Origin of the sequence: Bradyrhizobium sp. 482_C4_N1_8, from assembly GCF_052075965.1 — a bacterium.
In the GTDB taxonomy this organism is placed as follows: Bacteria; Pseudomonadota; Alphaproteobacteria; order Rhizobiales; family Xanthobacteraceae; genus Bradyrhizobium; species Bradyrhizobium barranii.
This window is the reverse complement of sequence record NZ_CP197231.1, coordinates 738661-751028: the sequence shown is the minus strand read 5'-3', so window position 1 is coordinate 751028 and position 12368 is coordinate 738661. Positions and strand designations below refer to the sequence as shown.

Annotated in this window: 12 protein-coding genes; 9 read left to right on the top strand and 3 right to left on the bottom strand. The window is 64.2% G+C overall.

Annotated features, from left to right (window positions below):
• Window positions 1-48 precede the first annotated feature (48 nt).
• Window positions 49-1440, top strand: a complete 1392-nt coding sequence (locus tag AB7Z56_RS03505; protein ID WP_028159916.1) for a M48 family metalloprotease — start codon at window positions 49-51, stop codon at window positions 1438-1440.
• Between the two features lie 180 nt (window positions 1441-1620).
• Here AB7Z56_RS03505 and AB7Z56_RS03500 read toward each other — a convergent pair whose 3' ends face one another.
• Window positions 1621-2031, bottom strand: a complete 411-nt coding sequence (locus tag AB7Z56_RS03500) for a c-type cytochrome (protein ID WP_187387906.1) — start codon at window positions 2029-2031, stop codon at window positions 1621-1623.
• Between the two features lie 72 nt (window positions 2032-2103).
• A complete protein-coding gene (locus AB7Z56_RS03495) occupies window positions 2104-3432 on the bottom strand; it encodes an MFS transporter (RefSeq protein ID WP_063980650.1) in 1329 nt (442 codons plus the stop codon).
• Window positions 3433-3614: 182 nt separating this feature from the next.
• Here AB7Z56_RS03495 and cyoA point away from each other — a divergent pair, with 182 nt between their 5' ends.
• The 7 genes from cyoA to AB7Z56_RS03460 are packed head-to-tail and all read left to right on the top strand — an operon-like array spanning window position 3615 to window position 10558.
• On the top strand, window positions 3615-4775 hold the full coding sequence (gene cyoA, locus AB7Z56_RS03490; RefSeq protein WP_063980649.1) for a ubiquinol oxidase subunit II: 1161 nt from the start codon (window positions 3615-3617) through the stop codon (window positions 4773-4775).
• Between the two features lie 25 nt (window positions 4776-4800).
• Window positions 4801-6798: a cytochrome o ubiquinol oxidase subunit I gene (gene cyoB, locus AB7Z56_RS03485; protein ID WP_063980648.1), complete on the top strand. Its 1998-nt coding sequence runs from the start codon at window positions 4801-4803 to the stop codon at window positions 6796-6798.
• Window positions 6799-7428: a cytochrome o ubiquinol oxidase subunit III gene (gene cyoC / locus AB7Z56_RS03480; RefSeq protein ID WP_063980647.1), complete on the top strand. Its 630-nt coding sequence runs from the start codon at window positions 6799-6801 to the stop codon at window positions 7426-7428.
• On the top strand, window positions 7425-7805 hold the full coding sequence (gene cyoD, locus AB7Z56_RS03475) for a cytochrome o ubiquinol oxidase subunit IV (RefSeq protein ID WP_063980646.1): 381 nt from the start codon (window positions 7425-7427) through the stop codon (window positions 7803-7805). Before cyoC ends, cyoD begins: the two co-directional genes overlap by 4 nt.
• A gap of 30 nt (window positions 7806-7835) precedes the next feature.
• Window positions 7836-8684 (top strand): SURF1 family protein, encoded by an 849-nt coding sequence (locus AB7Z56_RS03470; protein WP_063986027.1) that lies wholly within the window; start codon window positions 7836-7838, stop codon window positions 8682-8684.
• Window positions 8656-10035: an ATP-binding protein gene (locus AB7Z56_RS03465; RefSeq protein ID WP_063980645.1), complete on the top strand. Its 1380-nt coding sequence runs from the start codon at window positions 8656-8658 to the stop codon at window positions 10033-10035. The genes AB7Z56_RS03470 and AB7Z56_RS03465 overlap by 29 nt, the downstream gene beginning before the upstream one ends.
• Window positions 10025-10558 carry a response regulator transcription factor gene (locus AB7Z56_RS03460; protein WP_014490373.1) on the top strand — a complete coding sequence of 178 codons (534 nt, stop codon included), beginning with the start codon at window positions 10025-10027 and terminating at the stop codon, window positions 10556-10558. The genes AB7Z56_RS03465 and AB7Z56_RS03460 overlap by 11 nt, the downstream gene beginning before the upstream one ends.
• Before the next feature lie 2 nt (window positions 10559-10560).
• Here the strand turns inward: AB7Z56_RS03460 and AB7Z56_RS03455 are convergent, their stop codons facing one another.
• Window positions 10561-11451 (bottom strand): LysR substrate-binding domain-containing protein, encoded by an 891-nt coding sequence (locus AB7Z56_RS03455; protein ID WP_063980644.1) that lies wholly within the window; start codon window positions 11449-11451, stop codon window positions 10561-10563.
• Between the two features lie 128 nt (window positions 11452-11579).
• On the opposite strand from AB7Z56_RS03455, the gene AB7Z56_RS03450 reads away from it, so the two are divergent.
• On the top strand, window positions 11580-12251 hold the full coding sequence (locus AB7Z56_RS03450; RefSeq protein ID WP_210387282.1) for a hypothetical protein: 672 nt from the start codon (window positions 11580-11582) through the stop codon (window positions 12249-12251).
• Window positions 12252-12368 lie beyond the last annotated feature (117 nt).

Sequence of the window (12368 nt, the reverse complement as noted above, 5' to 3'; positions counted from 1 at the left end):
GCGGCGCTGTGCCTCGTGCTGGGCGCAGCCCTTGCCGGTTGCGGCGACATGAACCGGTTCCAGACCGCGGCGGCCCCGCCGACCGTGGCGATGCCCAAGCCGAAACCGGCCGTCGCGCAGACCCCCGCCACCGAAAAGGAGCACGAGCGCATCCTGGCGAGCTATGGCGGCACCTATGACGACCCCAGGCTCGAATCGCTGGTCAGCAAGACCGTCGACCGGCTCGTCGCGGCGTCCGACCGCCCCGACCAGGGCTATAAGGTCACCATCCTCAATTCCGGCGCGGTGAACGCGTTCGCGCTGCCGAACGGCCAGCTCTATGTCACCCGCGGCCTGCTCGCGCTCGCCAGCGACACTTCGGAATTGTCCTCCGTGCTCAGCCACGAGATGGCGCATGTGCTGTCCAAGCACGCCGCGATGCGCGAGGACCAGGCGCGCCAGGCTGCGATCGTCACCCGCGTCGTCACCGACATGAGCAACGATCCCGATCTCACCGCGCTTGCACTGGCCAAGACCAAGCTCACCATGGCGAGCTTTTCGCGCAACCAGGAGTTCGAGGCCGACGGCATCGGCGTCGGCCTTTCCGCCAAGGCACATTTCGATCCCTATGGCGCCGCGCGCTTCCTGTCGGCGATGGAGCGCAATGCCGAGCTCAAGGTCGGCAAGACCTCGCTCGATCCGCGCGCGCAGGATTTCACCTCGTCGCATCCGGCCACCCCCGAGCGCGTGCAGAATGCGCAGACCATCGCACGGCAATATGCGGCGCCCGAGGGCGCCGAGCGCGACCGCGAGACCTATCTCGCCGCGATCGACAACCTCGTCTATGGCGAAGATCCCAGCGAAGGTTTTGTCCGCGGCCGGCGTTTCCTGCACCCGAAACTCGGCTTCACCTTCCAGGCGCCGGACAATTTCACGCTCGACAACACCGCGCAGGCGGTGATCGGCGTGCGCGACGGCGGCTCTCAGGCGATGCGCTTCGACGTCGTGCGGGTGCCGGCCGAGCAGTCACTCGGCGATTACCTGAATTCCGGCTGGATGGAGGGCGTCGAGAAGGCCTCCACCGAAGACATCACCATCAACGGTTTTCCGGCTGCGTCCGCCACCGCCAAGGGCGATCAGTGGCAGTTCAAGGTCTATGCGTTGCGCTTCGGCAGCGACGTCTATCGCTTCATCTTCGCGACACGGCAGAAATCGACCGAGAGCGAGCGCAACGCGCGCGAGACCGTCAATTCATTCCGCCGCCTGACGCTCGACGAAATCCAGGCCGCGCGCCCCCTGCGCATCAAGGTCATCACCGTGCAGCCCGGCGACACCGTGGAATCGCTCTCCCACCGCATGGCCGGCGTCGATCATCCCGCCGAACGCTTCCGCGTGCTCAACGGGCTCGATCGCAACGCGCAGGTGAAGGTGCGGGATCGCGTGAAGGTCGTGGCGGATTGACGCGCGCTAAGCGCGCGTCAATCCCGCGGCGCGCTTAGCGCGAACCCGGGATCTCGGGCCACAAAGACAGTGCCGTAGGGTGGGCAAAGGCGCGTAGCGCCGTGCCCACGATCCGTAATGATAGCGACAGATGGTGGGCACGCTTCGCTTTGCCCACCCTACGAGACCTGCTCTGCCGACCTACCGCGCCTTTTCCTTCAGAAACGCGATGATGTCAGCACGATCCCGCGCGTCCGGGACGTCGAAGAACATCTTGGTTTCCGGCACCATGGCCTGCGGTCCGGCCAGCCATTTGTCGAGATTGTCCTCGGTCCAGACGATCCCTGAGTTCTTCAGATCGGCCGAATAGTCATAGCCGGGCACGCTGCCCGCCTTGCGACCGACCACGCCCTTGTGCATCGGGCCGACAGCGTTCTCATTGATGGAGTGACAATCTGCGCAGCCCTTGTAGAGCGTTTGGCCGCGCGCGACGTTGCCGGTGGCGTGGGCAAGCCCGGTCGAGAAAACGACCGCGACGATGGTGAGGACCAGGCTTACGGTGAGGAGGCTTGCAAAACTTTGCGGGTGGACGGGATTGGACCGGACGTTCATGGGATCTCCTGCTTGCGTCGCCGCAAACAGGATCGTCCAGCCCGAGTTTTATTCCCGTCCGCTGGACGCGGCTTAACCGCCCGCGTCCATGTCGCCCGCCTCGCGCTGGCCGCTGAGCCAGAGTGCGAGCAGCGTCCAGAACGCGCCTGACAGCAGATACGCACCCGACGCGATGACGCCGAGATTGGTGGCGAGCAGAAGCGCCACCAACGGCGCGAAGCCCGCCCCGAACAGCCAGGCCATATCCGAGGTCAGCGCGGAAGCCGTGTAGCGGTACGCCTGCCGGAAGTTCGAGGCGATCGCGCCCGAGGACTGGCCGAAGGAGAGACCCAGCAGGATGAAACCGATCACCATGTAGATGGTCTCACCGAACGCGCCGGCATCGAGCAGCTGCGGAGCAAAACCGCTGTAGATGGCGATCGCGATTGCCGATCCCATCAGCAGCGATTTGCGGCCGACGCGGTCGGCGATGATGCCGGAGGCCACGATGGCCGCGACGCCGAACACGGCGGCGACGATCTCGATGATCAGGAAGCGCACCGGGCTTTCGCGGGTGAACAGGAACACCCAGGACAGCGGAAACACCGTGACCATGTGGAACAGCGCGAAGCTTGCGAGCGGCGCGAATGCACCGAGCATGATGTTCTGGCCTTCGCGCGCGACGGTCTCGGAGATACGCGCGGGCTGCAATTCGCGGGTCTCGAACAACGAAGCATATTCTTCCGTCGTCACCATGCGCAGGCGCGCGAACAGCGCCACGACGTTGATGGCGAAGGCGACGAAGAACGGATAGCGCCAGCCCCAGTCGAAGAAGTCGTCGGCCGAGAGGTTACCGGCGAAATAGGCGAACAGCGCGCTCGCCACGATCAGGCCGAGCGGGGCGCCGAGCTGCGGCACCATCGCGTACCAGCCGCGCTTGGAGGGCGGCGCGTTCAGCGCCAGCAGCGAAGCCATGCCGTCCCAGGCGCCGCCCCAGGCCAGACCCTGCGCGATACGCGCCAGCGCCAGCAGCCAGATCGCGGCGCTGCCGATGTCGTGATAGCCGGGCAGGAACGCGAGCGCGACTGTGGCGGTGCCGAGCAGAAACAGCGCCGAGACCAGCTTGGCGGTTTTGCCGTACTCGCGATCGACCGTCATGAAAATGACGGTTCCGATCGGCCGGGCCACGAAGGCCAGCGCGAAGATCATGAAGGAATAGAGGGTGCCGGTCAGCTCGCTGGTGAACGGGAACACCAGGCGCGGAAACACGATCACCGAGGCGATCGCGTAGACGAAGAAGTCGAAGAATTCCGAGGTGCGGCCGATGATGACGCCGATGGCGATCTCGCCGGGACTGGCCTGGTCGTGGCCGTGCTCGCCCGAGTGGAGGTCTGCCATTGCGGGGGTCTGTGCCGTCGCCATTCGTGCGCCCTTAACGTCCTGAAAACCAAAGCCGACCGCCCGGCGGGGCGCCAGGCAATCTGCCCTTGTCTGACCCAACATTCCGCACTGCAACATTGGACAAATTGTCCAATGTCCGGATTGCTGCGCCGCAGCTACCCCTTGGGCCCGCAAAGGAAACTCATTCTCATAAGGCTCGGCCCGTGTCCCGTCTCAAGATCCTGGCGCTGCTACCCCTGGCAGCTGCGCTCAGCGGCTGCAACTACGTCGTGCTGTCGCCGGCCGGCGACATCGCCGCCCAACAGCGCGACCTCGTCATCATCTCCACCGTCCTGATGCTCCTGATCGTCGTCCCCGTGATGGCGCTGACGGTGCTGTTCGCCTGGCGCTACCGCCAGTCCAACACCTCGGCCCGCTACGAGCCGGATTGGGACCACTCGACCAAGCTCGAGCTGGTGATCTGGTCGGCGCCGCTGCTGATCATCATCTGCCTGGGCGCGCTGACCTGGATGGGCACGCATCTGCTCGACCCCTATCGCAACATCGGCCGCATCCATGCGGAACGCGCCGTGGACCAGTCCAAGGCTCCGCTCGTCGTCGATGTCGTCGCGCTCGACTGGAAGTGGCTCTTTATCTACCCCGATTACGGCATCGCCACCGTCAACGAGCTCGCCGCGCCGGTCGACCGCCCGATCAACTTCCACATCACCGCCTCCTCGGTGATGAACTCGTTCTACATCCCCGCACTCGCCGGTCAGATCTACGCGATGCCGGGCATGGAGACGTCGCTCCACGCCGTGATCAACCACGCCGGTACATACAAGGGTTTTTCGGCGAACTACAGCGGCGCCGGCTTCTCTGGCATGCACTTCAACTTCCAGGGCCTCGACGACAAGGGCTTTGACGCCTGGATCGCGCAGGCCAAATCGGCCGGCGGCTCGCTCGGCCGCGCCGAATATCTCCAGCTCGAAAAGCCGAGCGAGAACGAGCCGGTGCGCCGCTGGGGCACCGTCGATTCCGACCTCTACCGCCTGATCCTCAACATGTGCGTCGAGACCGGCAAGATGTGCCAGAGCGAGATGATGGCGATCGACGCCAAGGGCGGTCTCGGCCATGAGGGCCTGAACAACACCCTGCCGCTGGCCTACGACAAGTACGCACGCCGCGGCACCGCGCTCGGACCCGAGCCGACCTTCGTCGCCGGCACCTGCACGCCGGATGCGCCCCAGGGCAGGACCACCGCCTCCATCACGGCACCCGCCGACACCGCGCCGCTGCTCGGTGCCGGCCTGAAGCGGCCGATCTTCACGCCGCTGAAGTCCTCGTCCTTCTTCCTCGGACAACGTCCCAAGTCAGACTCCTGAAGTCAGACTCCTAAAGAGAGCTCGCATGTCTCCTGATCTTCTCAAGCTCATCTTCGGCCGTCTCGGCCTCGATTCGCTGCCGCTGCACGAGCCGATCCTGGTCGGCACCTTCGTGATGGTCGCGCTCGGCGGCGGCGCACTGTTCGCCGGCATCACCTATTTCCGCCTCTGGGGCTATCTGTGGCGCGAGTGGTTCACCACCGTGGACCACAAGCGCATCGGCATCATGTACATGATCCTCGGCATCGTGATGCTGCTGCGCGGCTTCGCAGACGCGCTGATGATGCGCGCACAACAAGCACTCGCGTTCGGCGGCTCCGAAGGCTTCCTCCCCGCCCATCACTATGACCAGGTCTTCACTGCCCATGGCGTGATCATGATCTTCTTCGTGGCGATGCCGCTGGTCACCGGCCTAATGAACTACGTGGTGCCGCTGCAGATCGGCGCGCGCGACGTGTCGTTCCCGTTCCTGAACAATTTCAGCTTCTGGATGACGGTCGGCGGCGCAGTGCTGGTGATGGCTTCGCTGTTCATCGGCGAATTCGCCCGCACCGGCTGGCTGGCCTATCCGCCGCTGTCGAACATCGGCTACAGTCCTGACGTCGGCGTCGACTATTATATCTGGGCGCTGCAGGTCGCGGGCGTCGGCACGACCTTATCCGGCATCAACCTGATCTGCACCATCGTCAAGCTGCGCTGTCCCGGCATGACCATGATGAAGATGCCGGTGTTCACCTGGACCGCGCTCTGCACCAACATCCTGATCGTCGCCTCCTTCCCCGTCCTGACCGTCGTGCTCGCGCTGCTCTCGCTTGACCGCTACGTCGGCACCAACTTCTTCACGAACGATTTCGGCGGCAGCCCGATGATGTACGTGAACCTGATCTGGATCTGGGGTCATCCCGAGGTCTACATTCTGGTTCTCCCCGCCTTCGGCATCTTCTCGGAAGTGACCTCGACCTTCTCCGGCAAGCGGCTGTTCGGCTACACCTCGATGGTTTACGCCACGGTGGTCATCACCATCCTGTCGTACCTGGTCTGGCTGCACCACTTCTTCACGATGGGCTCGGGCGCCAGCGTCAACTCGTTCTTCGGCATCACCACGATGATCATCTCGATCCCGACGGGCGCGAAGATGTTCAACTGGTTGTTCACGATGTATCGCGGCCGCATCCGCTTCGAGCTGCCGATGCTGTGGACGATCGCCTTCATGCTGACCTTCGTGCTCGGCGGCATGACCGGCGTGCTGCTCGCAGTGCCACCGGCCGACTTCGTCCTGCACAACAGCCTGTTCCTGATCGCGCACTTTCACAACGTGATCATCGGCGGCGTGGTGTTCGGCGCGTTCGCCGGCATCAACTACTGGTTCCCGAAGGCGTTCGGCTTCAAGCTCGATCCGTTCTGGGGCAAGCTGTCGTTCTGGTTCTGGGTCACCGGCTTCTACATGGCCTTCATGCCGCTCTATGTGCTCGGCCTGATGGGCGTGACCCGCCGCCTGCGCGTGTTCGACGATCCGTCCTTGCAGATCTGGTTCGTCATCGCCGCGATCGGCGCCGGCCTCGTCTTCCTCGGCATCCTCTCGATGCTGATGCAGTTCGCGGTCTCCTTCCTCAAGCGCGAGCAGCTCAAGGACGTCACCGGCGATCCCTGGGATGCACGCACGCTGGAATGGGCGACCTCCTCGCCCCCGCCGGACTACAACTTCGCCTTCACCCCCGTCGTTCACGACAATGACGCGTGGTGGGACATGAAGAAGCGCGGCTACCAGCGTCCGCTCACCGGGTTCAAGCCGATCCACATGCCCTCCAGCACCGGCACCGGTGTCATCCTCGCCGGCCTCGCCACCGCGATGGGATTCGGCCTGATCTGGTACATCTGGTGGCTGGCGGCCGTGAGCTTCATCGCGATGCTCGCCGTCGGGATCGGTCACACCTTCAACTATCACCGCGACTTCGACATTCCGGCTGACGACGTCATCCGGACCGAGGACGCGCGTACCAAACTGCTCGCCGGAGCCAAGTAAATGACTGTCGCTGTCAATCCCGCCCAGACCGGCGAGCCGATGTTCTACCTCGCCGACGAACACCCGCATCCGGAAGGCTACAGCACCCCGCTCGGCTTCTGGATCTACCTGATGAGCGACTGCCTCATCTTTGCGATGCTGTTCGCCACCTTCGGCGTGCTCGGCGCCAACTACGCCGCCGGCCCCGCCCCGAAGGACCTGTTCGAGCTGCCGCTGGTCGCGGTGAACACCTCGATGCTGCTGCTGTCGTCGATCACATATGGCTTTGCCATGCTGACGATGCAGCAGAACAAGATCGCCCAGACCCAGATGTGGCTGGCGATCACCGGCCTGTTCGGCCTCGCCTTCATCGGCATCGAGCTCTCCGAGTTCGCCCACATGATCCATGAAGGGGCGACCCCGCAGCGCAGCGCCTTCCTGTCCTCCTTCTTCACGCTGGTCGGCACCCACGGCCTGCACGTCTCCTGCGGCCTGATCTGGCTGGTGACCCTGATGGTGCAGGTCTGGAAGTTCGGCCTGATCGAAGCCAACCGCCGCCGCCTGATGTGCCTGTCGATGTTCTGGCACTTCCTGGACGTGGTCTGGATCGGCGTCTTCACCTTCGTCTATCTCCTGGGAGTTCTGCGATGAACACCGATACCCACGCCGCCCACGCGGACGGCCATCACCACGGCGACGACCACGCCCACGGCACGTTCTCGACCTATATGCTCGGCTTCGTGCTCTCGGTCGTGCTCACCGCGATCCCGTTCTGGCTGGTGATGAGCGGCGCGCTGCCGAGCAAGCAGATCACCGCGCTGGTCATCATGGCCTTCGCGGTCGTGCAGATCGTCGTGCACATGATCTACTTCCTGCACATGAGCACCAAGTCCGAGAACGGCTGGAGCATGATGGCGCTGATCTTCACCATCGTCATGGTGGTGATCGCGCTGTCCGGCTCGCTGTGGGTGATGAACCATCTCAACAGCAACATGATGCCGATGCACCAGATGACGGGAATGAAGTGAGCGAGACTTCGAAGTGAGCAAGGCTTGGAAGTGAGCAAGGCTTGGACCGTGACAGGCAAGGATAAGGACGCGCGTCGCAAGGCTGCGCGTCCGCGCCTGTGGCTCACGGTCCTCTCGCTCGCGGCCTTTGCACTTCTGATCGCACTCGGCGTCTGGCAGATCGAGCGACGCGCCTGGAAGCTGGCGCTGATCGACCGCGTCGAGCAGCGCGTCCATGCCCCGGCCCAACCGATCCCGTCGCCCGCGGCCTGGCCGACCGTCTCCACCGCAAACGACGAATACAGGCACGTCAGCCTCACCGGCCTCTTCCTGCATGACCGCGAGACGCTGGTTCAGGCGGTCACCGAGGAAGGCCCCGGCTATTGGGTGGTGACGCCGCTTCAGCGCGGCGACGGCACGCTGGTCTTGGTCAATCGCGGCTTCGTGCCGTCCGAGCGGCGCGACGCATCGACGCGCCAGAGCGGCAATCGGGACGGGCAGGTCGAGATCACGGGCCTGCTCCGCATGACCGAGCCGAAAGGCGGGTTCTTGCGGAACAACGTCCCCCAGCACAACCGCTGGTACTCGCGGGATGTCGCCGCGATTGCGGCAGCGCGCGGCCTCGACCATGTCGCACCCTTTTTCGTCGATGCTGACGCCGGATCACAAACCACCAGCGGCCCGATCGGCGGATTGACCGTGATCAGCTTTCCCAATAACCACCTGATCTACGCGCTGACGTGGTTTGCCCTGGCTTTCATGCTGGCGGGTAAACTTTTCGTCACATTCGGCGGCGGGCTGTTCCGCCGCAAGCGCTTCGTCCACGAACCGGCCGGCTGCTCCGATGCAACCGCCCGCAGGACGGGATCAGATGCTGGAACGATCGTCGAATCTACCTGACGACGGAATGACGCATGACGCCGTCACGCTGCAATCGCAGGCGGACGCGCGCAGCGAGCTGATCGGCGTTGCGCCGACCGACGACGAGACCAACCGCAAGAACATGGCGCTGCTGATCCAGCTGCGCTGGACCGCGGTGGTCGGGCAGATCGTGACCATCGGCGGCGTGCATTTCGGCCTGGGTATTCCCCTGCCATTGGAACGGATGGGCGCGGTGATCGGCGCGCTGCTGCTGCTCAACGTCTCCAGCCTCGTCTGGGTGCGCCATCGCGCCGCGATCACCAACAACGAGCTGCTGGTCGCCTTGATGCTCGATGTCGCCGCGCTGACCGCTCAGCTCTACCTCAGCGGCGGCGCCACCAATCCCTTCACCTCGCTGTTCCTGCTCCAGGTGACGCTGGGCGCGGTGCTGCTTAATGCCCGCTCGACCTGGTCGCTGGTCGCACTGACCTGCGCGAGTTTCATCTGGCTGACCATGGCCTACCGGCCGCTCGACCTGCCGCCGAACCCGATCAGCGAGGCCTACAGTCTCACCGTGACAGGCATGCTGCTGGGCTTCGTCCTCAACGCCGTGCTGCTGGTCGTGTTCGTCACCCGGATCAACAGGAATTTGCGCGAGCGCGATGCGCATCTGGCGGCATTGCGCCAGCATGCGGCCGAGCAGGACCACATCGTCCGCATGGGCCTGCTCGCCTCCGGCGCTGCGCATGAGCTCGGCACGCCGCTCGCCTCGCTGTCGGTCATCCTCAGCGACTGGCGCCGCATGCCCGATCTCGCCGCCGATCAGGAACTTGCCGAGGATCTCGCGGAGATGGAAACCTCTCTGCAACGCTGCAAGACCATCGTGACGGGCATCCTGGTGTCGGCGGGCGAAGCGCGCGGCGAAGGCTCCTCGCCGACGACGGTGACGGCCTTCGTCACCGCGCTGGTGAACGAGTGGCGCGACGCACGCTCGGCCCGCACGCTCTATTTCGTCAACACGTTCGGCGAGGACGTCGCGATCGTCTCCGACATCGCGCTGAAGCAAGTGATCTTCAACGTGCTCGACAATGCCTATGAGGTCTCGCGCGAATGGGTGGAGCTGCTGGCCGAGCGCGAGGGCGACAATCTCGTGCTGTCGATCAGCGATCGCGGCCCGGGCTTTGCGCCGGAGATGCTGGCGCAGCTGGGAAAACCCTATCACTCGAGCAAGGGCCGCGCCGGCGGCGGGCTCGGCCTGTTCCTGGTGGTGAACGTCGTGCGCAAGCTCGGCGGCAGCGTGACCGCCGAGAACCACAGGAAGCGTGGCGCCACCGTCCGCCTGACGCTGCCGCTCGCAACGCTCGCGATCGGAGGAACTTTTGACGCCTGACCGTTCGCTCATCGTCGTCGAGGACGATGCCGGCTTCGCGCGCACGCTGAAACGCTCGTTCGAGCGCCGCGGCTACGACGTCGTCCTCGCAGCTTCGATCGAAGAGGTGCGGAAGGTGCTGGAGGAGCGATCCTTTGGACACGCGGTGGTCGATCTCAAGCTCGGCGGCGCCTCGGGCCTCGCCTGCGTCGAGCTGCTGCACACGCACGATCCGGAGATGCTGATCGTGGTGCTGACCGGCTTTGCCAGCATCTCCACCGCCGTCGAGGCGATCAAGCTCGGCGCCTGCCACTACCTGGCAAAGCCGTCGAACACCGACGATATCGAAGCCGCCTTCAACAAGGCCGAAGGCAACGCCGAAGTCGCCCTCGATGCACGGCCGACCTCGATCAAGACGCTGGAATGGGAGCGCATCCACCAGACGCTGATCGAGACCGATTTCAACATCTCGGAAGCGGCGAGACGATTGGGCATGCACCGGCGCACGCTGGCAAGAAAGCTCGAGAAGCGGCCGGTGAAGTGAGCCTAGGACGACGCCGTCGCGAGCTTGCCGACCTCGGAGAGAAGCAACTTCAGGATCGGGGATTGATTCGCCTTGTGATAGGCGACAACGAGATCAAGCTTGGGTGCTTCTCCCCGCACCGGCCGGGTGGTGATGGTCTCCGGCAAATATCGCTTCGTGTAGGCCGGCAGCATCATGACGCCGCGCGTCGACGCAATCATCGAGATCGCGTGGACGACGTTGTGCACTTCGCGATCGGGCTTGAGGTCGATTCCGGTCCGGCTGAAATAATCCAGAACGATACGGCGAACCGCGGGAGCGGATTTGGACGGTAGGTAGAAGGTCTCGTCCCTGATCTCCTCGGGCGCCACCGCGGCTTGCGATGCCAGCCGATGGTCGCTCGGAAAGACGAAGACCAGCGGATCGGTGCGCACGCGCCGGCAGACCAGATCTTCCATGTGCTCTTCCGACCGGATGAAGGCAGCATCGAGCTTTCGCCGCATCAGGGCCTTGGCAAGCGAGGGCGAATAATCGCTCGACAGGCGGATATCGATGCCGGGAAATGCGTCGCGCAGAATGCGATCCACCTCGGGCAGCAGGTCGATTTCGGCGCCCGACAGAAAGCCCAACGAGAAAGCGGGCTGCGGGGGCTGCGCGGCACGGAGCGCCGCTTCCTTGGCAGCCTCCGCCTGAAGCAGCGCCATTCTGGCGTGCTCGAGAAAGGCCTTGCCGGCCGCCGTCAGCGCGATGCCTTGGGCGCTGCGGTTCATCAAGGGAACGCCGACCTCCCGTTCGAGATCCCGGATTTGCCGGCTGAGCGACGGTTGCGACGTGTGCAGCTTCTGCTCGGCCGCAACAGTCAAACTGCCCGCATCGGCAACGGCGACGAAATAGCGGAGATGCCGAAGCTCCATCGCGATCTCCCATATCTCGCAGGCATGGGGCCAGCTTACAAAGTCTTTTTCCAAGCGGCCAGCTGCCCGTATAGCCGGCGTGAACGAAGTCTGCCTGGCAGGCAGAGGCGCACGGGAGCGAGCTTCACATGCTCAAGAGCATTCAAACGTCTCTGCTGATCCTCACGCTGGCGGGATCTGGCGAAGTGGCTGCGCAATCCTCCAACACGCAGGCAAAGGCAAACAACATGGAACTGGATGTGACAGGATTGAAGCAGGCGTTGCTCGGCGACTGGGAAAGCATCGCACCGGAGGTGCGCCCGAGCGCGGCGAAGAACGCCGATGGCACGCTCAAGCCGTTCTATCTCAAGCGGGCCTTCAAATATCTCCCCTCCGACCGTTTCGAGCTCGAGATCGTCAACTCGGCCGATCCCTACAGCGCCGTGCCGCTCGCGCGGATCAGGATTGGCGGCCATATGCTGTGGAGGGGTGCGCATCCCATCGCTCCGGGCGCGCAGAAGGTCGACTTCGTTGCCGACGAGACCTACGAGGTTACGCCGCTGGCACAGGGATTTGCCGATGTGCTCAACAAGGTCGCCGCGGTCGGATATGCACCGTGGGACGTTGGCGCGCCCCAGAGCATCTTCGGCAAGACCTTCGCTCCCTTCGGTCTCGCCGAGGCCACGAACTTCATGGAATATGATCTCGTCTATCTCAGGGGCGACCTCCTGTTCTGGGGCGCCCGCAACATCGACGGCCGTGGCTTTGACACCGAGCAGAACCGGCCGACCAATTTGCAGATTCCGCTGATCAGGAAGTGACTCGGGTCAAGTTCGTCACACTCTCCCTCGACGCGATGCCCTCAACACGGGGCCTGAACACCCGTGGCCGTGCGAACGCATGGATTGCACCGTCACAAAGCCTGATCCGCTCAAAAC

What these genes read in the sequence shown, in the direction of transcription:
- AB7Z56_RS03505 (WP_028159916.1), top strand. Translation starts at nt 49, where the DNA reads ATGAACCGGTTCCAGACCGCGGCGGCCCCGCCGACCGTGGCGATGCCC.
- AB7Z56_RS03500 (WP_187387906.1), bottom strand. Translation starts at nt 2,031, where the DNA reads ATGAACGTCCGGTCCAATCCCGTCCACCCGCAAAGTTTTGCAAGCCTC.
- AB7Z56_RS03495 (WP_063980650.1), bottom strand. Translation starts at nt 3,432, where the DNA reads ATGGCGACGGCACAGACCCCCGCAATGGCAGACCTCCACTCGGGCGAG.
- cyoB (WP_063980648.1), top strand. Translation starts at nt 4,801, where the DNA reads ATGTCTCCTGATCTTCTCAAGCTCATCTTCGGCCGTCTCGGCCTCGAT.
- cyoC (WP_063980647.1), top strand. Translation starts at nt 6,799, where the DNA reads ATGACTGTCGCTGTCAATCCCGCCCAGACCGGCGAGCCGATGTTCTAC.
- cyoD (WP_063980646.1), top strand. Translation starts at nt 7,425, where the DNA reads ATGAACACCGATACCCACGCCGCCCACGCGGACGGCCATCACCACGGC.
- AB7Z56_RS03465 (WP_063980645.1), top strand. Translation starts at nt 8,656, where the DNA reads ATGCTGGAACGATCGTCGAATCTACCTGACGACGGAATGACGCATGAC.
- AB7Z56_RS03455 (WP_063980644.1), bottom strand. Translation starts at nt 11,451, where the DNA reads ATGGAGCTTCGGCATCTCCGCTATTTCGTCGCCGTTGCCGATGCGGGC.
- AB7Z56_RS03450 (WP_210387282.1), top strand. Translation starts at nt 11,580, where the DNA reads ATGCTCAAGAGCATTCAAACGTCTCTGCTGATCCTCACGCTGGCGGGA.